At 60.5% G+C, this 23360-nt stretch carries 21 protein-coding genes; 7 read left to right on the top strand and 14 right to left on the bottom strand.

All coding sequences use genetic code 11. The features are described 5' to 3' along the window. Positions 1-147: 147 nt before the first annotated feature. Complete coding sequence (gltP, locus tag ASF13_RS09250; RefSeq protein ID WP_056235188.1) at positions 148-1446, bottom strand: glutamate/aspartate:proton symporter GltP; 1299 nt, start codon at positions 1444-1446, stop codon at positions 148-150. 521 nt (positions 1447-1967) lie between these two features. Here gltP and acs point away from each other — a divergent pair. The 3 genes from acs to actP all read left to right on the top strand — a co-directional run bounded on the left by acs (position 1968) and on the right by actP (position 6049). Then, positions 1968-3923, top strand: a complete 1956-nt coding sequence (gene acs, locus ASF13_RS09245; protein WP_056235187.1) for an acetate--CoA ligase — start codon at positions 1968-1970, stop codon at positions 3921-3923. Positions 3924-4082: 159 nt separating this feature from the next. Next, positions 4083-4394: a DUF485 domain-containing protein gene (locus ASF13_RS09240; RefSeq protein ID WP_056235184.1), complete on the top strand. Its 312-nt coding sequence runs from the start codon at positions 4083-4085 to the stop codon at positions 4392-4394. Beyond that, positions 4391-6049 carry a cation/acetate symporter ActP gene (actP, locus tag ASF13_RS09235; protein WP_056235181.1) on the top strand — a complete coding sequence of 553 codons (1659 nt, stop codon included), beginning with the start codon at positions 4391-4393 and terminating at the stop codon, positions 6047-6049. Before ASF13_RS09240 ends, actP begins: the two co-directional genes overlap by 4 nt. Positions 6050-6610: 561 nt before the next feature. Here the strand turns inward: actP and ASF13_RS09230 are convergent. From ASF13_RS09230 to ASF13_RS09220, 3 genes are all read right to left on the bottom strand, one after another. Continuing rightward, positions 6611-7156 carry a YfaZ family outer membrane protein gene (locus ASF13_RS09230; protein ID WP_056235178.1) on the bottom strand — a complete coding sequence of 182 codons (546 nt, stop codon included), beginning with the start codon at positions 7154-7156 and terminating at the stop codon, positions 6611-6613. A 142-nt stretch (positions 7157-7298) separates the two neighbouring features. Further along, positions 7299-7994: an LrgB family protein gene (locus ASF13_RS09225; RefSeq protein WP_056235175.1), complete on the bottom strand. Its 696-nt coding sequence runs from the start codon at positions 7992-7994 to the stop codon at positions 7299-7301. Then, positions 7987-8436: a CidA/LrgA family protein gene (locus tag ASF13_RS09220; protein WP_369814371.1), complete on the bottom strand. Its 450-nt coding sequence runs from the start codon at positions 8434-8436 to the stop codon at positions 7987-7989. The genes ASF13_RS09225 and ASF13_RS09220 overlap by 8 nt, the downstream gene beginning before the upstream one ends. Before the next feature lie 103 nt (positions 8437-8539). On the opposite strand from ASF13_RS09220, the gene ASF13_RS09215 reads away from it, so the two are divergent. Next, a complete protein-coding gene (locus tag ASF13_RS09215) occupies positions 8540-9442 on the top strand; it encodes a LysR family transcriptional regulator (RefSeq protein ID WP_056235172.1) in 903 nt (300 codons plus the stop codon). A 102-nt stretch (positions 9443-9544) separates the two neighbouring features. Here ASF13_RS09215 and ASF13_RS09210 read toward each other — a convergent pair whose 3' ends face one another. From ASF13_RS09210 to ASF13_RS09200, 3 genes are all read right to left on the bottom strand, one after another. Next, positions 9545-11194 (bottom strand): Na+/H+ antiporter, encoded by a 1650-nt coding sequence (locus tag ASF13_RS09210; RefSeq protein WP_056235171.1) that lies wholly within the window; start codon positions 11192-11194, stop codon positions 9545-9547. A 211-nt stretch (positions 11195-11405) separates the two neighbouring features. After that, positions 11406-12752 carry an NCS2 family permease gene (locus ASF13_RS09205; protein WP_056235168.1) on the bottom strand — a complete coding sequence of 449 codons (1347 nt, stop codon included), beginning with the start codon at positions 12750-12752 and terminating at the stop codon, positions 11406-11408. Positions 12753-13099: 347 nt separating this feature from the next. After that, positions 13100-13762: a glutathione S-transferase family protein gene (locus ASF13_RS09200; protein WP_056235165.1), complete on the bottom strand. Its 663-nt coding sequence runs from the start codon at positions 13760-13762 to the stop codon at positions 13100-13102. Positions 13763-13975: 213 nt separating this feature from the next. Here ASF13_RS09200 and ASF13_RS09195 point away from each other — a divergent pair, with 213 nt between their 5' ends. Beyond that, positions 13976-14356 (top strand): type II toxin-antitoxin system RelE/ParE family toxin, encoded by a 381-nt coding sequence (locus ASF13_RS09195; RefSeq protein ID WP_056235161.1) that lies wholly within the window; start codon positions 13976-13978, stop codon positions 14354-14356. After that, positions 14337-14669, top strand: coding sequence for a helix-turn-helix domain-containing protein (locus tag ASF13_RS09190; RefSeq protein WP_056235159.1), 333 nt, complete (start codon positions 14337-14339; stop codon positions 14667-14669). Before ASF13_RS09195 ends, ASF13_RS09190 begins: the two co-directional genes overlap by 20 nt. Before the next feature lie 37 nt (positions 14670-14706). On the opposite strand, the gene soxR is transcribed toward ASF13_RS09190, so the two are convergent. Further along, a complete protein-coding gene (gene soxR / locus ASF13_RS09185; RefSeq protein WP_056235155.1) occupies positions 14707-15174 on the bottom strand; it encodes a redox-sensitive transcriptional activator SoxR in 468 nt (155 codons plus the stop codon). A gap of 123 nt (positions 15175-15297) precedes the next feature. On the opposite strand from soxR, the gene soxS reads away from it, so the two are divergent. Continuing rightward, positions 15298-15723 carry a superoxide response transcriptional regulator SoxS gene (gene soxS / locus ASF13_RS09180; protein WP_056235152.1) on the top strand — a complete coding sequence of 142 codons (426 nt, stop codon included), beginning with the start codon at positions 15298-15300 and terminating at the stop codon, positions 15721-15723. Here the strand turns inward: soxS and ASF13_RS09175 are convergent. The 6 genes from ASF13_RS09175 to ASF13_RS25175 form a co-directional block, all read right to left on the bottom strand. Continuing rightward, on the bottom strand, positions 15720-16571 hold the full coding sequence (locus ASF13_RS09175) for a GGDEF domain-containing protein (protein ID WP_056235149.1): 852 nt from the start codon (positions 16569-16571) through the stop codon (positions 15720-15722). The genes soxS and ASF13_RS09175 overlap by 4 nt on opposite strands. Before the next feature lie 25 nt (positions 16572-16596). Next, positions 16597-17019 (bottom strand): poly-beta-1,6-N-acetyl-D-glucosamine biosynthesis protein PgaD, encoded by a 423-nt coding sequence (gene pgaD, locus ASF13_RS09170; protein ID WP_056235147.1) that lies wholly within the window; start codon positions 17017-17019, stop codon positions 16597-16599. A gap of 4 nt (positions 17020-17023) precedes the next feature. Next, the gene (gene pgaC / locus ASF13_RS09165) at positions 17024-18352 is read right to left on the bottom strand and encodes a poly-beta-1,6-N-acetyl-D-glucosamine synthase (protein ID WP_056235145.1); all 1329 of its coding nucleotides are present in this window, start codon (positions 18350-18352) and stop codon (positions 17024-17026) included. Further along, positions 18349-20358 carry a poly-beta-1,6-N-acetyl-D-glucosamine N-deacetylase PgaB gene (pgaB, locus tag ASF13_RS09160; RefSeq protein WP_056235143.1) on the bottom strand — a complete coding sequence of 670 codons (2010 nt, stop codon included), beginning with the start codon at positions 20356-20358 and terminating at the stop codon, positions 18349-18351. Before pgaB ends, pgaC begins: the two co-directional genes overlap by 4 nt. A gap of 11 nt (positions 20359-20369) precedes the next feature. Beyond that, entirely contained in the window at positions 20370-22769 is a 2400-nt protein-coding gene (gene pgaA, locus ASF13_RS09155) for a poly-beta-1,6 N-acetyl-D-glucosamine export porin PgaA (RefSeq protein WP_162237189.1), read from the bottom strand. A gap of 423 nt (positions 22770-23192) precedes the next feature. Continuing rightward, positions 23193-23324, bottom strand: a complete 132-nt coding sequence (locus tag ASF13_RS25175) for a hypothetical protein (protein ID WP_255354428.1) — start codon at positions 23322-23324, stop codon at positions 23193-23195. Between the last annotated feature and the right edge of the window lie 36 nt (positions 23325-23360).

Below are 23360 nucleotides of genomic sequence, written 5' to 3'. Positions count from 1 at the left end.
AAAACCCTGAGTGCGGTAAGTGATTAAACTTAAGACAGATTTTAGAGTATTACAGATGTATCTTCGGCGGGAATAAAAAAAGACCAGCCCGCAGGCTGGTCCCCTTCAGCGCACGCGGCGCCGGATACTCAGGTTAACGGCACGCGGTTAACCGGCCACCTGTTTCAGCTGCGCCTCGTAGGCCACCGCCTGTTTCGCATCAAACTGATCTTCCCACTTGGCGATTACCAGCACCGCCAGCGCGTTACCGACCACGTTCAGCGCGGTACGTGCCATATCGAGGATACGATCCACGCCGGCGATAAACGCCAGCCCTTCCAGCGGGATGCCGACGCTGCCCAGCGTCGCCAGCAGCACCACAAAGGAGACGCCCGGCACGCCGGCGATCCCTTTCGAAGTGACCATCAGCGTCAGCACCAGGATAATCTCCTGGCCCAGCGACAGATCGATGCCGTACAGCTGGGCGATAAAGATCGCCGCGATGCTCTGGTACAGCGTGGAGCCGTCGAGGTTAAACGAGTAGCCGGTCGGCACCACAAAACTGGTGATCGCCTTCGGCGCGCCGTAGGCCTCCATCTTCTCCATAATGCGCGGCAGCACGGTTTCCGAACTGGCGGTAGAGTAAGAGAGGATCAGCTCATCTTTCAGGATGCGGATCAGGGTGGTTATGCGCAGCTTACAGAAGCGGGCCACTGCCCCCAGCACCACCAGCGCAAAGAAGAGAATCGCCACGTAGACCAGCACCACCAGCTTAGCCAGCGGCCACAGCGAGGCGAAGCCAAAGTTGGCGACGGTCACCGAGATCAGCGCAAACACCCCGACCGGCGCGTAGCGCATAATCATGTTGGTCACTTTGAACATCGCTTCCGAAGTGGAGCGGAATACCTTCACCAGCGGATCGCGGTGTTCCGCCGGCAGCGATGACAGCCCAAGGCCGAACAGCACCGAGAAGAAGATGATCGGCAGCATGTCGCCTTTCGCGATCGCCGCAAAGATATTCTGCGGGATCAGCGACAGGATGGTGGTCACCAGGCTGTGTGGCTGTCCCTGCACCTGCGCGGTGGTGGCTTCATACTTAGAGATGTCCACCGTTGCCAGCGTCGACATATCTATGCCGGAGCCGGGCTGAAACACGTTCGCCAGAGTAATCCCTGTCACAATGGCAATGGTGGTAATCACTTCAAAATAGATGATGGTTTTGACACCAATACGCCCGAGCTTTTTCGCATCACCCACGCCGGCAATGCCGACGATCAGCGTGGAAATCACGATCGGCACCACGATCATTTTGATCAGGTGGATAAAGATATCACCGGCCGGGCTGAGCACGTTAGTGACCAGCCACTCGCGGCTCTCCTGCTGATTATGCAGTACCGCACCGACGGCGATCCCCAGTACCAACGCAATCAATATTTGCCAGGCAAGGCTGAACTTTACAGATTTCATAACTTGTCTTTTTCCTTAACACAACCTGCTTACCGTATGAGACATACGGCATGAATGGCGCTCAGAGGAGGCAGTCCGAATTCGGACAATTCGCAGGTGATGGATGGTTGATTCCTGTTTTACAGGCGCGTAATCAGTACCATTTTCAACGGCATGAATGCAACCCTACGCGATATGCGGCTACTTATTTAATCAGCGACAGGATAAACGTCTGAAAAATAGCCAGCATAATAAACCGTTGTTATGAAAGCGTTTATTAATCTAAAAAATGCGCATAGTGATGCAAAAAAGCGGCGTTGCCCGCAGAAATAAAAAGGTCTATTTGCGTTTTTTTTGCACGGCGTGCTGTACTGCAACCGGCATAACGGCGCGCCATACCCAACGGAAACGGCCACTGTCGGGCGGCTTTCATCACCGGCTGTTATGACGTGATCTGCCGCGCAAAAAGAAAACAAAGCCAGACACCGGTCTTCAATTAACCTTTGATTGACATATTATTAACATCTTCAAGGAGGCGAGCCATGACAGAAAAACACCGTTACCCGGTTCCCGCAAACATTGCGGAACATACGCTGATCAATGCCCGGCAGTACCAGTCGATGTATCAACAGTCGGTCGAAAACCCCGACGCATTCTGGGGAGAGCAGGGAAAAATTCTCGACTGGATAACCCCCTATCAGACGGTGAAGAACACCTCCTTTGCCCCCGGCAATATTTCCATTCGCTGGTATGAAGACGGCACGCTGAACCTGGCCGCCAACTGCCTCGATCGCCACCTCGACGCCCGCGGCGACCACCCGGCGATTATCTGGGAAGGCGATGACGCCGGCGAAAGCACCACCCTGACCTACCGCGAGCTGCACCGCGATGTCTGCCGCTTTGCCAACGTGCTGTTGGATCTCGGCATTAAAAAAGGCGACGTGGTCGCCATCTATATGCCGATGGTGCCGGAAGCGGCGGTGGCGATGCTGGCCTGTGCGCGCATCGGCGCCATCCATTCGGTGATCTTCGGCGGCTTCTCGCCGGAGGCGGTGGCAGGCCGCATCATCGACAGTAATTCACGTCTGGTGATCACCGCCGATGAAGGCATACGCGCCGGGCGAGCCATTCCGCTCAAGCGCAACGTTGACGATGCGCTGAATAACCCTAACGTCACCAGCGTCAGTAACGTGGTGGTGCTGAAACGCACCGGTAAGGCCACCGGCTGGGACAACCAGCGCGACCTGTGGTGGCACGAACTGGTCAGCAAAGCCAGCGACCATCATCAGCCAGAGCCGATGAACGCCGAGGACCCGCTGTTTATCCTTTATACCTCCGGCTCCACCGGCAAACCGAAAGGGGTGCTGCACACCACCGGCGGTTACCTGGTTTACGCGGCCAGCACCTTTAAGTACGCCTTTGACTACCAGCCGGATGATATTTACTGGTGTACCGCCGACGTCGGTTGGGTCACCGGCCACAGCTACCTGCTGTACGGCCCGCTGGCCTGCGGTGCCACCACGCTGATGTTTGAGGGCGTGCCCAACTGGCCGAAGCCGAGCCGCATGGCCGAGGTGGTCGACAAGCATCAGGTCACCATTCTCTACACCGCGCCGACCGCGGTGCGCGCATTGATGGCAGAAGGCGATAAGGCGATCGAGGGCACCCAACGCAGTTCGCTGCGTATTCTCGGTTCCGTGGGCGAACCGATTAACCCGGAAGCCTGGGAGTGGTACCACAAGAAAATCGGTAACGGTAAGTGCCCGATTACCGATACCTGGTGGCAGACCGAAACCGGCGGCTTTATGATCCTGCCGCTGCCGGGCGTTTGTGCACAGAAGCCGGGGTCGGCGATGCAGCCGTTCTTTGGCGTGCAGCCGGTGCTGCTGGATAACGAAGGCAAGGTGCTGGAGGGCGCGACCGAAGGCAACCTGGCGATTGCCGATTCATGGCCGGGCCAGGCGCGTACCCTGTTCGGCGATCACGATCGCTTTGAACAGACCTACTTCTCCACCTTTAAGAATATGTACTTCAGCGGCGACGGCGCGCGGCGCGATGAGGACGGCGACTACTGGATCACCGGCCGCGTTGACGATGTGCTGAATATCTCCGGCCACCGGCTGGGCACGGCGGAGATTGAGTCCGCGCTGGTTTCCCACCCGAAAATCGCCGAAGCGGCGGTGGTCGGCATTCCGCACAGTCTGAAGGGCCAGGCCATTTACGCCTATATCACCCTGAACAGCGGCGAAGAGCCGACGCCGGAGCTGTACACCGAGGTGCGTAACTGGGTGCGGAAAGAGATCGGCCCGATCGCCACGCCGGACGTGCTGCACTGGACCGACTCGCTGCCAAAAACCCGATCCGGCAAAATTATGCGGCGCATTCTGCGCAAAATTGCCACCGGCGATACCGGCAATCTCGGCGATACCTCCACGCTGGCCGATCCGGGCGTGGTGGAGAAGCTGCTGGAAGAGAAACAGACCATTAAGATGCCGTAACTCACAGGGGCCTCCGCGCCCCTGTTTTACCTGCCGCAGAGCAGGGCCTGCCGTAATGCTCTTTCATTCGAAACACCGTTGATATCAATAACAAAAAACTCCCTGATCGGGGCGTGGTGCCTGTCCGCACCCCTCCGTTCACCACCTCTGGAGGCGTTAATGAACGATGTCATCATCCAACGCATTGAACACAGTGCGCGCTTTAAGGAGCTGGTCAGCAAGCGCCAGGCCTTTGCCACCCTGCTGTCGCTGATTATGCTGGTACTCTACGTCGGCTTTATCCTGCTGATCGCCTTTGCCCCCGGCTGGCTCGGCACCCCGCTGCACGCCGGCACCAGCGTAACGCGCGGCATCCCGATCGGCGTCGGCCTGATCGTTATCTCCTTTGTGCTGACCGGCGTCTACGTCTGGCGCGCCAACGGTGAATTTGACCGCCTGACCCGCGAACTGCTTGCCGAGGTGAAGCAATGAAACAGCCTTTACGCCTGTTCAGCCTGCTGGCGCTGCTGCCGGTACCGGCGCTGGCGGCCGACGCCATCAGCGGCGCGGTCGAACGTCAGCCGACCAATATTGAAGCGATCGTGATGTTCCTGATTTTCGTCGCCGCCACGCTGGGGATCACCTACTGGGCGTCGAAGCGCACCCGTTCGCGCAGCGACTACTACACCGCCGGCGGCAACATTACCGGCTTCCAGAACGGCCTGGCGATGGCCGGTGACTTTATGTCAGCCGCCTCGTTCCTCGGTATTTCGGCGCTGGTCTATACCTCCGGCTACGACGGGCTTATCTACTCGCTCGGTTTCCTGGTGGGCTGGCCGATTATCCTGTTCCTGATCGCCGAACGGCTGCGCAATCTTGGCCGCTACACCTTTGCCGATGTCGCCTCTTACCGTCTGCAGCAGAAACCGATCCGCACCCTCTCCGCCTGCGGTTCGCTGGTGGTGGTGGCGCTGTATCTGATTGCGCAGATGGTCGGTGCCGGCAAGCTGATCCAGCTGCTGTTTGGCCTCGACTATCATGTGGCGGTGGTGCTGGTGGGCATTCTGATGGTGCTCTACGTGCTGTTTGGCGGCATGCTGGCCACCACCTGGGTGCAGATTATTAAGGCGGTGCTGCTGCTGTTCGGCGCCAGCTTTATGGCAATTATGGTGATGAAGAGCGTCGGCTTCAGCTTTAATACGCTGTTCAGCGAGGCGATGAAGGTCCATCCGAAAGGCATTGATATTATGAGCCCGGGCGGGCTGGTGAAAGATCCGATCTCGGCGCTGTCGCTCGGGCTGGGGCTGATGTTTGGTACCGCCGGACTGCCGCATATTCTGATGCGCTTCTTCACCGTCAGCGACGCCCGCGAGGCGCGTAAAAGCGTGTTTTACGCCACCGGCTTTATGGGTTACTTCTACTTCCTGACCTTTATTATCGGCTTCGGTGCCATTCTGCTGGTCGGTGCCAACCCGGCGTTTAAAGACGCCGCGGGCGCGCTGATTGGCGGCAATAATATGGCGGCGGTGCATCTGGCCGACGCGGTGGGCGGTAGCCTGTTCCTCGGCTTTATCTCCGCCGTGGCCTTCGCCACCATTCTGGCGGTGGTGGCCGGGCTGACGCTGGCCGGGGCATCGGCGGTGTCGCACGATCTCTATGCCAGCGTGTTCCGTAAGGGGCAGGCAAGCGAGAAAGATGAGCTGCGGGTGTCGAAGATCACCGTGCTGGTGCTGGGGGTGGTGGCAATTGCGCTGGGGATCCTGTTTGAGAAGCAGAATATCGCCTTTATGGTCGGGCTGGCGTTCTCGATCGCCGCCAGCTGTAACTTCCCGATTATCCTGTTGTCGATGTACTGGTCGAAGCTGACCACCCGCGGCGCGATGATCGGCGGCTGGCTGGGGCTGCTGACGGCGGTGGGGCTGATGATCCTCGGCCCGACGGTGTGGGTGCAGGTGCTGGGCCACGCGAAGCCGATATATCCGTATGAGTATCCGGCGCTGTTTTCGATGCTGGCCGCCTTTATCGGGACCTGGCTGTTCTCGGTGACCGATAACTCCGCCAGCGGCGCGCAGGAGCGCCAGCGCTTCCAGGCGCAGTTTATCCGTTCGCAGACCGGGATTGGGATTGAGGGTGGTAAGGGGCACTGAGTCAGCAAGGGGGGCCTGTACGTTCTGAGTTGCCTGAAGGTAAAAACCGTTAACACCGTGCCCGGCTCAGGGAGCCTGTACACTCCGCAAAGACGCAACAAGCGTCATCCATGACAGCTCAGCGCGGGCCCTCCCTGGCCCGCGATGCTTTGCTCCGTGTACAGGCTCCCTTCGCTTTAGGTTCGGAGCTGCCTGAAGGAAGGGCACCGTGCCCGACTCCCATCGTTTTGCATTGTCCGCAGGAGTCATCGCCTGCGGGTTCAGTGATCGACAGGCTCAGGCAGCTCTTTCCGGATAAGCGGACCGTCAGCGGCCAGGGACGGCCGCTGCCGAGCGCACACGGACGTGTTCATAGCGTGTCCGCGTTCCGGAAAGACCCGATACGCCGGGCACCGGAACACGCAGCGACTTCTGCTTTGTGCGGGCCATCCATGACCCGTGATGCTTTGCTCCGTGTACAGGCTCCCTGCGCTTTAGGTTCGGAGCTGACTGAAAGAAAACACCTTTCAAGATACAGCCTCCCTGCGCTTAACGTTCCGAGTTGCCTGTAAGCAGAACAGGTTAGAAGTGCAGCGCGGCACCCACATAAGGGCCGTTGGCGACGACGTTGTCTTTACGACCGTCTTTGCCGTTCAGGCTCATATATTTGTAGCCCACGCTGACGTCAACCAGCGAGATCGGCTGGAAGCTGACGCCGGCAGCGGCTTCCTGATAGTTGTCGATGTGGCTGGAGGTCGCGTCCGGCGCGTAGAAGTACTCACCGTAGACGTTAAACATGCTGGTTACCGGCACCTTAACGCCGCCGCCGATGGCGATGGCATAGCCGTCACGGGTGTCTTTCGGGTTGGTGGACAGTGCTTTGACGGTCGGTGACAGGAACACGTCGCCGACCGCCACGTTGTAGCCCAGACCGAGGCTTTCCACGTTGCCGTCGTGGTCGCTGCGCAGCCAGTCGCCGGACAGCGCAAAGCCCGGGGTGTTGGTGCCCAGACCGACGTGAACGTCAGTGTAGTCTTTGCCCACGCTCACGCCACCTTCGATAGCCTGGGCAGAGCCTGCCAGCGCCAGCAGTGCCAGCGCACCGGTTGTCATTGCCACTCTTTTCATTGTTTTCTCCTGGTAAAAATTACGCATGCCGCAGGGCGGCGAGCGTGAAGACTAAAGCAATCACACTAAGAATTATATGAGAAACAGGGGAAAGCGCCTGAATTTGATTAACATTACAAAAATGGCGGTAAGCAAATATTTCTTATCCGGCCCACATCAGATGACCAATGGCCGGGGCCAGCACCACGGTGAGAATACCGGACAGCATCATCACCAGGCTGGATACCACGCCCTCCTGTGCACCCAGTTCGTAAGCGCGGGCGGTACCGGCACCGTGGGAGGCGGCACCAAAGCCCGCGCCCTTCGCCATCCCCTGGGTTATTGCCAGCCGCAGGAAAAGAATATCCCCCACGGCCATGCCAAATACCCCGGTGATCACCACAAACAGCGCCACCAGGTCCGGCTGGCCGCCGAGCTGTTTCGCCGCCGCCAGCGCAAACGGCGTGGTGATCGAACGCACCGCCAGGCTGCGCTGAATAGCCTCGGGCAGCATCAGCAACCGGGCCAGCCACACCGAGCTGAACACGGCGACCAGCGTGGCGACGATCACCCCGGCGGTCAGCGACAGCCAGTGGCGGCGAATAATCGCCAGGTTTTCATATACCGGCACGGCAAACGCCAGCGTCGCCGGGCCGAGCAGCCACAGCAGCCAGCGGCTCTCACCGATATAGTCCTGCCAGGAAACTTTTGTTACCAGCAGCAGCGCCACCAGCACCATCGGCGTCATCACCAGCGGCATCAGCAGCAGACGGTGCCAGCGGCGGTAGAGGCGCTTATTGCAGAAGTAGACGCCCAGCGTGACCAGCAGGCACACCACGCTCAGCAGCAGATCACGCATGACGTTTAGCCTCCCGCCGCGCGCTCAGCCAGCACTCAAAACGGTAGACCCGCTCCACCACCACGCTGGTCGCCGCCAGCACCAGCAGGGTACTGACGCCGATCACCAGCAGAATGCGCCAGCCCTCCAGCCGCAGCAGCTCCGCATAGTTCACCACCGCCACCACCGCCGGGATAAAGAACAGCAGCATTTCGGCCAGCAGCCAGTTCGCGCCGGCTTTGACCCAGCCGAGCGGCAGCACCCGCAGCACGATCATCGCCAGCAACAGCAGCAGGCCGACGATATTGGCCGGCAGCGGCAGGTGCAGCCAGATCACCAGTTGCTCAGAGAATACAAACAGCGCGATGTAGAGTAAGACCTGCAGTGGCACCTGCAGGCGCTGCCGCCAGGCGGGGGCAGACGGTAGCGGGCCGGTCAGGTGCTGTGGGGTGCTGCGACTCACTTTTTATCCTCGGTAATACTTCGACAGAAATGATTATAAATCCGCGACAAAGGGTGAAAAAAATGAATTAATATTATTCCAGCTATGCCAGAAAGGAATGATGATGGACGTTCGCGCGTTGCGCTATTTTGTGGAAGTGGTTCGCCAGCAGAGTTTTACCCGCGCGGCGGAACAGCTGTACGTCACCCAGCCGACCATCAGCAAGATGCTGCGCCAGCTGGAAGAGGAGCTGGGCTGCACGCTGCTGCTGCGCGAAGGGCGCAGGCTGCATCTGACCGACACCGGCCAGGCGGTCTATCAGCGCGGGCTGACTATCCTGCAGGAGTTTAAACAGCTGGAAGCCGAGATCAGCGATATCAACGAGCTGAAAACCGGCGAGCTGCGGCTGGGCATTCCGCCGATGGTCGGCATGCAGATCGCCGGTGCGGTCTCCGCCTTCCGCCAGCGTTACCCGGGTGTGGTGCTGAAGATCTCTGAGTTTGGCGGCCTGACGGTGCAGCAGGCGGTGCTGACCGGCAGCCTGGACATTGCCATGACCGCCCTGCCAATCGCTGACGATCAGCCACTCAACGCGCTGCCGCTGGTCAGCCATCCGCTGTGCGTGCTGGTGCCGCGTACCGAGGCCTGGCTGCGCCGCACCCACGTGCCGCTGGCCGAGCTGGCCGGGCATCCGATCCTGATTTATAACGAAGAATTTTCCCTCAACCGCCAGCTGATGCGCGCATTTCAGGCCAGCGGCTTTACGCCGCAGATCGCCGTGCGCAGCGGCCAGTGGGACTTTCTGGCGGCAATGGTACAGGCAGGAATGGGGGTAGCGATTTTGCCGGAGCCAGTCTGTCAGCGGCTGGATAAGAGCCAGCTGCTGTGGCTGCCGCTGGAGTCGGATCTGGTGTGGCAGCTGGGGCTGATCTGGCGCGAGGGCAGCTACCTGTCGCGCAGCGCCCAGGCGTGGATCAGCTGCTGCCGCGAGTGCCTGCCGGGTGAAGCACCAGGGCTGTCACTGTAAAATTCAGAAAATGCGCGGTTATTTGTTGCGGAGATGCTGAGAACTAATCCGCACATTTTTGTGCTACCAGCATACGGGCAGGGCATTGCCCCACCCGCCGGTTTACTCCTCTTTACCGCTCAGCAGCGTTTCCAGCAGGTCGAGCTCGTGCAGCAGCTGCTGCATGGTTTCGTTGCTGATCTGCTGGGTGGCGCGCAGGTGGTAGAGCTCGGCGCGTTCGGCACGCACCGCGTTCAGGCGGAAGCGGCGTTCGAGGTTCTCGGCAAACTGCGAACGTTCCAGATCGTCTTTGCCGTCCACCCGGCGGCGCAGGTTACCAATTACCCGCGAACTCACCTCTTTCAGTAGCTCGGTATCGATGTTCTCTTCGGTGTCCGCCGTCAGCCGTTCTTCCATCTTATACAGGCTCTCCATCGCCACGCCGGCCATCACCGCCCGCGCGGTCTGCACTTCGCGGCGGTGCACGCTTTTATCGATGCCATCAATACCGCGCAGCAGCAGCGGCAGCAGCACCACACCAACCAGCAGCGAGAACAGGATCACCCCGGTGGCGAGAAACACCAGCTCGTAGCGCGCCGGGAAGTCGCTGCCGTTGCTCAGCAGCAGCGGAATCGACAGCACGCCGGCGAGGGTAATCGCCCCGCGCACGCCGGCAAAGGTGGCGATCAGCAGCTCGCGGGTGGAGTAGCTGGAAAACTCCATCGGCCGCTTTTTCAGCAGGCGGCGACTGATGGCGCGCATGGTCCACAGCCAGCCGAAACGCACGATCATCAGCGCAAAATAGACCAGTACCACCGAGGCAAACAGCACCCACAGCTCGACGTTAGGGTCGGCATCGGCCTGCCTGACCGAGATTTCCAGAATCCCCGGCAGCTGCAGGCCGAGCATCAGGAACACCATGCCGTTAAACACAAACTCCAGCATCTGCCAGACGCTGTTGGCACGCAGGCGCATCGCCAGCGGCGCCTGGCGAATAATGCCGGAGCGTGAAATGGTCATCCCGGCCGCCACGGCGGCAAGGATGCCGGAGACGCCGATATGCTCGGCAATCAGGTAGGAGGCAAACGGCAGCAGCAGCAGCAGCACGGTCTGCGTTGCCGGATCGTCACCGCTCAGGCGGCTGAACAGGCGCAGCGATTTACCGTACAGCCAGCAGATGGCGATACCGGCCAGCAGGCCGCCAATTGCCACCTTAAGAAATTCGACCGTAGCACCGGAGACGGTAAACACCATGGTGCCCATCACTACCGCCACGGCAAACTTCAGCGACACCAGGCCGGAGGCGTCGTTCATCAACGCCTCGCCCTGCAGGATCGACATGATTTTTTTCGGAATACGCCCTTCACCGACGATGCCGGAGAGCGCCACCGCATCGGTCGGTGACAGGACGGCGGCCAGCGCAAACGCCGGGATCAGCGGGATGCCCGGCACCAGCCAGTAAATCAGGTAACCAATACCGACCACGGTGACCAGCACCAGCGCCAGCGCCAGGCCGATAATCTCCCGCCCGTGGTGCAGGAACTCGCTGGTCGGGGTTTTCCAGCCGTCGGCAAACAGCAGCGGCGGGATAAACAGCACCAGAAACAGCTCGGGGTCAAAGTCGACGTGCAGGCCGAACGTCGGCCAGGCCAGCAGCGCCCCCACGGCAATCTGCACCAGCGGCAGGGGGATCTGAAACGGGATAATACGCGCGGCCACGCCCGAGAGCGACACGACCAGCGTCAAAATGAGGATGGTGAAGAAGATTTCCATGTTTACCTTACTCTGTCTTCCGGTGGGGTTTCATGCAAAGACGGCAGCGCAATGCACCTTGCAGAACATCACCGTCAGCGGCACAGCCAGCGTGACGGGACACAGATTATAGTAAAACAAAATAGTAAACCGTTGAAAAACAGGATGTGCTCAGGAGGGAAATTCAGTAGGTTCTGAAGGTGGGGCCGCCGTCTGCGGCCCCGAAACAGCATTAAATCGCCCAGCCGCCGGCATAGAAAGCGACAAGGATCGCCGCGATAATCACCGTACCGGCGTTCAGCTTGCGCCATTCGCCGGCAAAGATGCGGCCGATCACCAGCGCACCGAAGCCAAGCATAATGCCGGTCACGATGTTGCAGGTCAGCACGATAAACACCGCCGCCAGCAGGCCGGACATCGCATCAACAAAGTCATCAAAGTCGATTTTAGAGACGTTGCTGAGCATCAGCAGGCCAACGTACATCAGCGCCGGTGCCGTGGCATAACCCGGCACCAGGTAGGCCAGCGGTGACAGGAACAGGATCATCAGGAACAGCACGCCGACCACGATCGCCGTCAGGCCGGTTTTGCCGCCCGCCGCGGTGCCCGCCGCCGATTCGATATAGACCGCCGCCGGGGCCGCACCGACCAGACCGGAGAAGATGCTGCTCAGCGAGTCGCTGGTTAACGCCTTACCGCCGTTGATAATCTGGTTGTCTTTATCCAGCAGGTTGGCCTGGCCGGCCACCGCGCGGATGGTGCCGGTGGCATCAAACACCGCGGTCATCACCAGTGCCAGTACGCTTGGCAGCACCGCCGGTTGCAGCGCGCCGAGGATATCCAGGCTGAACACCAGCGAATTCCCCTGCGCATCGCTCAGGCTTGGCATGGCGAACAGCCCCTGATACTTAACCGACGGGTCAAACAGCAGGCCGATCACCGAGATGGCGATAATGGTCAGTAAAATGCCGCCCGGCACGCGCAGTTTCTCCAGACCAAAGATGGCCGCCAGTCCGACCAGCGTCATGATCACCGGGAAGGAGGTGAAGTGGCCCATCGCCACCGGCAGACCGGCCGCCGGGTTCTTCACCACCAGGCCGACGCTGTCCGCGGCGATCAGCAGCAGGAACAGACCGATACCGACTCCGGTACCGTGCGCAACGCCCATCGGCAGGTTGCGCAGGATCCAGGCGCGAATGCCGGTGGCGGATATCAGGGTAAACAGGATACCCATCAGGAACACCGCACCCAGCGCCACCGGCACGCTGATCTGCTGCCCCAGCACCAGGCTGAAGGCGGTAAAGGCGGTCAGCGAGATGGCACAACCGATCGCCATCGGCAGGTTCGCCCACAGCCCCATCAGCAGCGAGCCAAAGCCCGCCACCAGACAGGTGGCCACAAACACCGCCGTTGGCGGGAAGCCGGCTTTACCAAGCATGGACGGCACCACAATCACCGAGTAGACCATCGCCAGGAAGGTCGTAAGTCCGGCAATAATTTCCTGACGCACGCTGCTGCCGCGTGCAGAAATTTTAAACCAGGCGTCCAGGCCGCCGGCCGGTTGAGAAGGAGTCGACATGATAATCCTCTGAGATTTCTTATGAGTTATTGCTGCGCGGTATCGCGGGCAGAGCCGCGATCGACGTTTGCATCCCTGGCACAATAGTCGCGGTGCAGCGGACCTCAGGGAGAGGCGCTGGCCGGATAAAGGCAAACGTTTACTATTTTCACGCAAAAAAAGCCCGGCCGTGATGAGACCTGAAACGATTCACGGAAAGGCAAACGATTATCCAGCCTTTAATGAGGTATTTTCAACACCTGTTCACGTGATTTTTTGCCGGATGGCAGTCAGCCGTTGCGCAACGCCGTTACACAGAGAGGGTAACGGCGAAAAGCCAGGGTGCGAAATAGCCCTTTCTTATGGGTTCAGGATAGCGTTAGTTCACCACCCTGCTGCACCGCACGCTGCCAGGCCTCCCGCGCCTGCACCTTCTGCAGCCAGGCCTGAATCGCCGGGGACTCTTTACCGCCGCCGCGCGCGCTGAGCGCCTGCAGCGGGAAGCTCATCTGCACGTCGGCAATGCTGATGCGGCTGCCGGCGAACCACGCATGTTGCGTCAGGTGCTGTTCGATAAACTCGCGATGGGTAACCAGCTGCGGGTTGAGATAGCCTTTCTGTACGCCCGCGCCAAAGGCGCTGCCAACCGGGCGCAGCAGCCACGGCACCGGCGGTTTCCCCATACGGCCGAAGATCAGCTTCATGACCAGCAGCGGCATCAGCGAACCTTCCGCGTAGTGCAGCCAGTAGCGCGCCTGCAGCTGCTCCTCTTCATCGGACAGCGCCAGCTTTTGTTGCGGATCGTAGCGGCTGGCCAGGTACTCAAGGATAGCGCCGGACTCGGCCACAACCCGGTCACCATCGGTAATCACCGGCGATTTGCCCAGCGGATGGATTTTTTTCAGTTCAGGTGGGGCCAGCAGCGTGCCCTCACGCTGGTAGCGGCGGATCTGGTACGGCACCTCCAGCTCTTCCAGCAGCCACAGGATACGCTGCGAGCGCGAGTTATTCAGATGGTGAACGGTGATCATAGTGGCTCCTGTTGTGTGCCCGGCATAAAAACGTCGGTAACGTCTGAGTATAGGTGACGACGTGCCAGCGGTAAGATTTGAATGAGGGTCACATTTTCGCTGCACCCATCCGCGTTGAAGTCGTCGTTTCACCGAAAAGCCCTGCCGCCAGATTGCCCTTTATACCTGTTCAGGTATGGTGATAATATCACCACAAGGTAAAGGAACAGGGAGATGGGTACACAGGGAGAAAGGCCGTTAATCTGGCTGGGCAGCAGTAAAAAAGATTTGATGTCGCTGCCCACCGCGATCCAGCGTTTTTTTGGCTTCGCACTGGATTTTGCCCAGCGCGGCGAAAAACACGACAGCGTGAAGGTTCTTAAGGGATTTGGCAGCGCCGGTGTTCTGGAGGTCGTGGAGGATGATATTGGCGGTACTTACCGCGCGGTCTATACCGTTAAGTTTTCTGAAGCCGTGTTCGTACTGCATGCTTTCCAAAAGAAGAGTAAACAGGGAATCATGACGCCAAAAGAGGATATGGAGATCGTTCGAATTCGTCTCAAGGTGGCAGAAACCATTGCTCAGGAGTTAAGAAATGAAAAAGACAGTCATTGACGGTATCACCGTTGAGCAGGGTTCAGGCAACGTGTTCGCCGACCTGGGGTTACGCGACGCGGAGAAGCACAAAATTAAGTCTGGGCTGGCCATTGAAATCATCAAGTCGATCCGGCGGCTGGGGCTGACCCAGGCTGCCGCTGGCGAACGCATGGGTATCAGTCAGGCCAAGGTCTCCAATCTGCTGCGTGGTGACTTTACTCACCTCTCGGAGCGTAAGCTGATGGAGTGCCTTAACCGGCTCGGTTGTGATATTGAGATTGTGATTACCCCCTCCTCCTCACCGATTGGTCACCTCAAACTGGCCATTTAACGCCCCGGCGCTCCTGCTCTGATCGTCCAGGGCCGCCTCAGCCGCCCTTCACATCCAGCAGGATCGCGCCGGTGCCCTGCTCGCTCAGCCGGTCGTTCGGGTTGCGCAGCGGGCAGTCCTGCATCGACAGGCAGCCGCAGCCGATGCAGCCGTTAAGATCGTCGCGCAGATGAGTGAGGGTTTCAATGCGCCGGTCCAGCTCGTCACGCCACTGCTGGGACAGCACCGCCCACTCTTTTGGCGACATGCGTTTGTCCGCCGGGTACTGCATCAGGCTGTCGCCGATGGTCGCCAGCGGGATGCCGATACGCTGGGCGATCTTGATCACCGCCACCCGGCGCAGTACGTCACGGTGATAGCGCCGCTGGTTGCCGGCATTGCGGTGGCTGCTGATTAAGCCTTTACTTTCATAGAAATGCAGCGCGGAGACCGCCACGCCGCAGCGCTGGGCTACGTCGCCGGGGGTCAGTTCGCGCTTGTTCGGCGTGGTACGAGTTTTTTTCATTTAGCCCTTTACCTCAAGTTAACTTGAGGAATTATACTCAGCCACCATTGATACCGCGAGGGCTAACGCCCCTGTTGCTCATTTTTTCCGCCAGCGTGGCGCAGAGACCCGGGAGAAACCTGTATGCATGACGAGATCATCAGCACCCTGACCGACTGGATCGATAACAATCTGGATAAGACGCTGTCGATTGATGAAGTAGCCGCAAAATCGGGGTATTCGAAATGGCACCTGCAGCGGATGTTCCGCGCCATCACCAAACAGACGCTGGGGAATTATATTCGCGAGCGCCGCCTGACCCTGGCAGCAGAAGCGCTGCGTCAGACCCAGCGGCCGGTGTTTGATATCGCCATGCAGTACGGCTACGACTCGCAGCAGACCTTTTCCCGCGTGTTCCGCCGCCAGTTTATGCAGACGCCCACCGCCTATCGTCACCATATGCGCCGCCAGGCGCTGGCACGCAGCAGCTGGAGCTTTGACTGCAGTGACTATCCGGCGGGCGGTTTTGCCCAGCGCATCGCCGATCAAAACAGCCCGGCGCGTAATTAAGCCTGCCGCGAGGCGACCACCTGAGGTAGCACGACGCCCGTCATGCAGCAGGAGGGTGACAGATACCAGCCGCCGCCTGACGCTTTAACGTGATACATCGCCGCGTCGGCCTGCGCCATCAGCGCCTGCACGCTGCTGTGATCTTTCCCCTGCGCCGCGCCGATACTCAACGACTGCACAACCCGGGTGCCGTCCTGCAGCACGATCGGCTGTGCCATCGCGGTGATAATATCCTGCGCCACCCGTGCCACCTGATCCGGCCGCTCAACGGTCGCCAGCAGCACCGCAAACTCATCGCCGCCCATCCGCGCCACCAGGTCGTCACGCCGCAGCCGCGCGCGCAGCCGTCGGCCGGTCTCCTTCAGCACCCAGTCCCCCGCCGCATGGCCGTACCGATCGTTAATCTGCTTAAAGCGATCGCCATCAATAAACAGCACCACCATCCGCTCGCGGCACCAGGGCTCCTGCCACAGCGAGGCCAGCTGGTGTTCGAAGGCGGCCCGGTTCGGCAGGCCGGTGAGCGGGTCGTGCAGCGCCTTGTGCGCCAGCGAGGCGTTTTCGCTTGAAAGCTTCTGCTGCCAGCTCTCCAGCTCCGCATGCAGCCGGCGCGACAGGAACCAGGCCAGCAGCGCCACCACCAGCAGCATGGCGCTCAGCAGCAGCAGCACCAGCCAGATCGCATCGGGGGCGGTTTCCCCCCGCTGCGGCTGCGACATTCTCATCGCCAGCAGCGAGACGCTGCCAAACAGCAGCGCCACGCCGACCATCAGCAGATGCATACGCTGAACCTGTTTACGAATGGTCGGGACGCCCGGTGAAAATGCGCTCCCGGTGCGACGGTTTTTCATCATAGGTTCCTCAGTTGCCGCGCCGTTAACGGCGGCCCCGCAGGGCTTCCACCCCGGTAATACGTCCCTGGCGATCGTGGGTGACCCGCAGCAGATCGTTACTGCTGAGTACGCTGACGTCGCTTTCACTGATGGCAAAGCTCTCCGCCACTTCGTCCGGATCCAGACCCGGGCGGCGGCGGCGGCGCTCGGTGCGAAAGCGCAGCTGGTTGTACTTAGCCCAGCCGATCAGCACCAGCGCGTTAAACAGCGCGATAGCAAAATAGAGCGTCAGGGTATCCATTCCCGAGCTCAGCGGCCGCGGGCCGCCGTAAGGCGTTGAGTGCAGGATATGCAGCAATCCGGTGACAAACAACCAGATAAATCCGCACCACGCCAGCAGCGTGAGCAACAGGTCGATGAATCGCGGCAGCCAGCTGCGCGCGGTGAATATCAGCGGTGAAGCCATAGCGTTATCCTTTTTCTATCCCGCGATCCGGGCTTTCCCAGCGCGCGCGGCGCTGGCGCGAACGCAGCATCACTTTCGGGAACGACACCAGGGTGGTAAACAGGCTCAGCATCCAGTAGACCAGCGGATACCAGATCACCCAGAACAGCGAGTTGCCGAGCCTGGGCTCATAGCGGCGCTCGATCAGCAGGCTGACGCTGAACTGCAGCAGACAGGTCACCGCCAGTACCATGCCGGTAAACTGCGGTGGGAACAGATCGTAGACGCGGATATTGTCCGGCAGCGGCATCACCAGCCCCAGCAGAAACAGAATGATGCTCACCGCGTAGGTAAAGGCCCAGATGGTGGAGAAGCTGAACTCAAAGAACAGCACCCACATCCGACGGTACTCCCACGACCAGATATGCCGCAGGTTTTTCAGAAACACCTCGGCACCGCCCTGCGCCCAGCGCAGCCGCTGCTGCCACAGGCCTTTTACGGTCTCCGGCATCAGGATCCAGCACAGCGCGCGCGGCTCGAAAAACACCGACCAGTGGCGCAGCTGCAGCTTCCAGCTGATATCGATATCTTCGGTGATCATCTCCGGGCTCCAGTAGCCCACTTCCGCCAGCGCGCGGCGGCGGAAGGCGGCCACCACGCCGGAGACGGTAAATACCTGGCCATAGACGCGCTGGGTGCGTTTGATCAGGCCAATAATTGAGGAGAACTCCCCAACCTGGATACGGCCAATCAGCGTTGAGCGGGTGCGGATACGCGGGTTGCCGGTGACGGCGCCCACGCGCGGGTTATCCAGCAGCGGGGCCACCAGCCAGGCGGCGGCGTCACGATCCAGCAGGGCGTCACCATCAATACAGACCAGGAAGTCGCTGCGTGCCGCAGCGGCCCCGGTTTGCAACGCGATGGCTTTGCCCTGGTTGGCGGCCAGATGAATCACCCGCAGGTGGGAGAATTCCACCGCCATCTGGTCAAGGATCTCGCCCGTGTCATCTTTGGAACCATCGTTAACGGCGATCACTTCCAGCCGGGCGTAACGCTGGTTCAGCGCGGCCTCCAGCGTTTCACGCACGTTGGGACCTTCGTTGTAGCAGGGCACAATTACCGAGATCAGCGGGTTACCGGCCAGCTCAGGTGCCGGGGCGTTTTCGCCCCACGCCCAGTGCCGTTCGCGGTAGAACCAGAAATAGAGCCCGCCGGTCATCCAGATCCCGGACATAAACAGCGGCCAGAAGAACACGAAGTTCAGCATCACCTCACCGGTATAGATCAGGGTGATGCCAAACGGGATACTCAGCACCAGGCAGAGTATCAGGAACGCAAGAAGACGATCGATCATGGCAGCGGATACCAGGTTGAAGAGAACACGGGACGGATGTCGTTCAGCGCAGGCCGGTTATTCAGAAAATCATCCGGATAGTAGCCAAAGCTCTGAGCGCCGCTGGTCTGCAGCTGTTTCATCCAGTCGGCCAGCTGTTCACCGCTGAGCGCACCCTGCTCTTCCGGCTGACGCCAGTCGCGCGACTGCAGCTCAAACACCGTTTTCTGCAGCGCGCCCGGGCGCAGCGCCACGGTGGTCACCAGCTTATCCAGCCAGGCCAGGTCCTGCCCCTGCGGCACCTGCTCCATCAGCGGCATCGCCATCGGCGCAACCCAGTCGTAGGTTTGCAGGAAGTCGTCGAGGTTCTGCGCAAACCAGGCCTCGCTCTCCGGCTCAAGGATCGGCAGGGCGAAGATATTGCGCGCGGTCTTCACCTGCGGCCCGCGAATGGCGCGCACATCGGCGGCCAGCTGGCGGGTAAAGTCGATAAGCGTGCGGCTTTTAAAGCGCGTCCAGCGCTGCATCATCGCCGGGTCCTGACGGATGGCGGCGATCGAGGTCGGGAAGCCGGCGGCCTGGTAGGCCTGCAGCGCGTCCGGGCTGGCGTCTTCGTCGTCGCCCAGCAGGGCATCATCGTGGAAAATGATGCCGGAGAAAGAGGTATGGGCGGCCAGATCCTGGTAAATCTCGCGAATACGCCGGCGCGCTTCGGCGCTGTACGGCGACAGCCGCTGATACTGCTGCGCATCCACCGTCGTCTGGCCGGTTTTCAGGTCAACCTTCGCCACGCGCGGCAGCGATTTGTCGAGATCGAAGGCCAGCACCGGCATCCATGCATAGACGCTGGCATGAGTCCGGGTACTTATCTGCCACGCTACCCGGTTGAACAGGTCGGCGCGTACCGGCAACCAGCGGTTGGGGAAGTAGAGCTGTTTAACGTTGCCGTCGCCGTCCGGGTCGGCAAACGCCTGCAGGAATACCGTGCTGGCACCGGTGTCGGCCACCCGCTGGATCAGCTTGTCGAGGTTGCGCGACTGCTGCTGCGGGTCTGCATCGTAGACGTAATCGAGATCGACGTGCAGCACGCGCATCGGCGCTTTTTCCTGCACTTCGGCAATGCGCTGCGAGAAGCTGTAGAGGCCTGGGTTGTTGCCGATCAGCAGGCGCGGCACGTTGTCGAGACGGTCAACCGAGGCCAGCCCTTCATTTAAGGTCAGCGCCATCTGGTAGCCCTGCTGACGAACAATGCTCAGCGCTTCACCACCGGCGGCACCGTAAGGCCACACCCAGACGCGCGGCGCTTTGCCGGTCACTTCGGTGATTTTTTGAGTGATTTTCGTTACGTCTTCACGCACGCGCTGGCGGTAGGCGTCCCCGCTCTCATACGCGCCCTGTTCACGGCTGTAGCTACGGTTCACCGCAAACGGCTCGCTGTTACCCTGCGGGTTAGAGACCGCGCCTTTGTGCTGGTCCCAGGTGTGCGCGCCGATTTCCACCAGCCCGGAGCGCGACATCTCGGCAATCTGCTGCCAGGTAGCAAAGCGGTCACGCGGGGTGATCAGCCCGCCGAAGTTGACCGGCTGGCCGACCGGGGTGCTCACCCAGCTGCCGACCGGGGCCAGCACCGCGTGCCACTGGTACGCCTGCAGCAGCGGCCAGACCCGGCGATAGAAACTGCTGTAACCGTCGTCAAAGCTGAGCAGCACCGCTTTTTCCGGCAGCGGCGCGCCGCCGTCGCGGGCGGCGAGGATCTGGTCGACCGACACCGGCCGGTAGCCGTTTTCACGCAGCCAGGCAAACTGTTCGTTAAGCGCGTCGCTGCGCACCGACAGATAGCGCTGGTCGGCCCCGCCGTCTTCAACGTCGTGGTAAGCCAGCACGATAAAGTGATTTTTGGGCCAGGGTTTTTCCGCCGCCAGCACGGCGCGCTGGGCGGGCGGCGTAAAACGCAGCGGCCCGGTCTGGCTGCATGCGCTGGTCAATAGCGCCGCCAGGGCCAGGGAGAGAAGAGTAAACAGGCGCATCGGTCGGCCCCTCAGAATCGGTAATTCATGTCAAAAGACACGGAAAGATTTTTTTCGCGCACGCCGTCATACGGGCGTTTGTCCCAGCTCAGCGTCACGCCGCTGTCCAGCACGTCGTTCCAGCGCACCCGCTGGCCGTAGCTGACGCGGGTGACCGCACCCGCCTGTTGGCCCTGCTGCCAGTAGCGGCCGGCACCGACCTCAACCTGCTGACGCCATTCGGTCTGATAGTGGCGGTACAGCAGGTGATCGAGCGTGACGCCAGGCACCAGCGACAAATCGCGTGACGGGCTGTAGTAAGCGCCGTCGGTTTTGCTGTTGCTGCTGCCGCTGAGGCTGGGGGTAAAGTCGAGGCTGTAACGGGCCGCGGTAAACAGACGCTCTTTGCCTGCCAGCGACCACTTCAGCCGCCGGTTGCCGTCGGAGAACCACGAAGGTGACAGCGTCGCCTGCCACTCACGGCGCTCGCTCTGCCGCCAGCGGGCAAACAGCGAGCCGCCGTCGACCGTCACGCCGTCGCGCAGCGCCCGCAGCGGTGCGTTGCGCATCAGCCGTTCGGCCGATCCTCCCACCCGCCACCGGTCGCTGAGGTCATGCCAGCCCGCCAGACGCAGGCCGGTTTTAGTGCCGCTGCCGTAGCGCTGGCCGTTCAGCTCCAGCTCCGCCCAGTTGTCGCGGGCGCGATACTCCACCCCGCCGCGCACGCTGCGGTTCAGCGCCTTGCCTTCGCGGTACTCGCTGTCGGCAAACGCCAGGCCGCTGAACAGCCGCCAGTTCTCTTCGATCGGCGGGCCGTAGAGCAGTGCGTCCAGCGAAAAGTCATTCGCGCCGCTGACCGGACTGTCGGAGTCGATACCGTGTTCGGCGTTAATCCGCAGTTGGTAATAGCGGTGGACGTTACGCAGGCGATCGAGCCGCTGCGCGCTGCGGCTTTCCGGCTGGCGGGCCAGCACGTCGTCGGCCAGCAGATCGGCCTGATGCCACTCCTGCAGCGCCAGCGCGGTTTGCGCCTGCTGGCTTTCCAGCGCCTGGTTGCGTGGCTCCAGGCTTTCGGCACGCTTGAGCAGCGCTTCCGCCTGGCGCGGCCAGCCGCGCATCAGCAGCACGCCGGCCAGATCGGTCTGCAGGCTCTGATTTGCCGGGGCGGTCTGCGCCAGCTTTTCGGCCCGCTGCTGCGCGAGGGGCAGATCGTCGTTGAGCACCGCCGCCTGCACCTGCATCTGCCGGGCACTGAGCCAGCGGTCGTTCGGCTGTGGCACCGGCGATCCGTAAATGCGCAGGTAATAGGGGGTGATTGCGGCGTACTCGGCGCTCTGCTGGCGCGCTTCTTCGGCCTGTTCGGCTTCGGCATGGGCGTAGAACAGATTATCCTGCTCGCGGCGGGTCAGCATACCGATCTCGCCTTCACGCCGGACCGACTGGTAGAGCGCTACCGCCTGCTCAGGCTGATGCAGATAGAGGTACGCTGAAGCCACCCAGCGGCGGGCATAAGCCGGCACTTCGGCCCCACCGGCGCTCAACTGATGATACTCGTCGATCGCTTTTTGCATCTGACGGCGGGCGACCAGCGCACCAAGGCGGTCGATACGGGCACGGCGAACGTCGCCTGCCGCCTCCGGTTGCAACTGCCACGCCTGCAGCAGCCGCTCATAGCCGGCCAGCGCCCGATCGGCCACGCTGAAGCGTTCGGCCTCGCTGCGGCTGGCGCTGAAGGCGATACGTACCTGCTCCGCCAGCGCGTCGCTCTGCAGGCGACGCAGTTCGGCGGCGGCGGGCTGGCTCTGCCCGCTTGCGCGCAGGGCCTCGCCGCTGACCCGGTTAAGGGCCAGCGCCGAGACGTAGTTTTGCTGAACGTTAAGCAGGCCGGGGTAACGCGTTTCCGCCTGACTGGACGACTGCAGGGCATCCCAGCGCAGCCCGGCGGCCCGCTGGGCGTAGGCGAGATCCAGCCAGTGCTGCGCGGTATCTCCCTGCTGCCGCCGCTGCTGAGCCAGACGCAACGCTTCGGCACGCTGCCCGGCGTCGGCCAGCGTCATAATGTAGCCGCTGTGCAGATCGTCATTAGCCGGCTCCGCGGCCAGCGCAGAGCGCCAGACGGACAACGCCGGCTGCCACTGTTTCAGGTTACGCAGCGCGCGGGCCGCGGCCTGCTGCCCACGTACCGGCAGCGTAACCTGCTGATAGCGCTGCCAGGTGGCCACCACCTGCCGGTCGTCACCCGCCCAGCCGGCGATCTGCAGCCAGTCGGCAATCTCACTGGCGGTGAGATCGCGGTGAGCCGCCTGTTGCGGGAAGAAGGTCAGTGCAGGAGCGCTGTTGCCTGCACGTGCCATGGTAATCAGCTCATCGTAGTGCCGATCCTGCGCCAGCGTAAACGGCGGCACTAAGCCCAGCGCAATGCACAAAGCCACGCGCGCAGGCCGTGCACGGCGCAGCGGATTCAACCTGGTAGTAAAAGTAAATAACACAGAGGCTCCTTTATTATTAACCCAGTCCATTGGAGTATTATTTTTATTGACGCACGATTAGTGCATAGATCTAAATTTAGATCAGGCAATGATGAGAAAATGATACCGATATTTCAGTTCTGAAAAAAAATCCTACACGGGGTTGGTTAATCGTACAACTTTTACCATGATAGGATTCATCTTAAATCATACAAAACTTGACGATTAGCGAGTGGGTCATGTAAATAAAAATCATATAAATCATGGCATTATATTAATGAATATGGTTTTACGCCGTAAAACGATCGCTTGAGAATAGAACCTGGCACTGCCGGAAAAACTTGTACAAAGTGAAATTTTCTCTCACTGAAATTTCGCAGCAATAAATTAGTCTGCCATGATCTCAACAGGCAGATATAAAACTGTCATGACAGCGTCCATTTTCAGTGCTGGCAAGGAATCACCTGTGGCCAGCAGCAATTTAATTTCCTTAATGACTTTCGCCTGTAAACATTCCATATCATATTCCTGCCCTAATGTTTTATTTCGCACCCC

This window comes from Erwinia sp. Leaf53 (genome assembly GCF_001422605.1).
Classification (GTDB): Bacteria; Pseudomonadota; Gammaproteobacteria; order Enterobacterales; family Enterobacteriaceae; genus Erwinia.
Note: the sequence above shows the minus strand (reverse complement) of the source record. Positions and strands in the feature narration are given on the sequence as shown.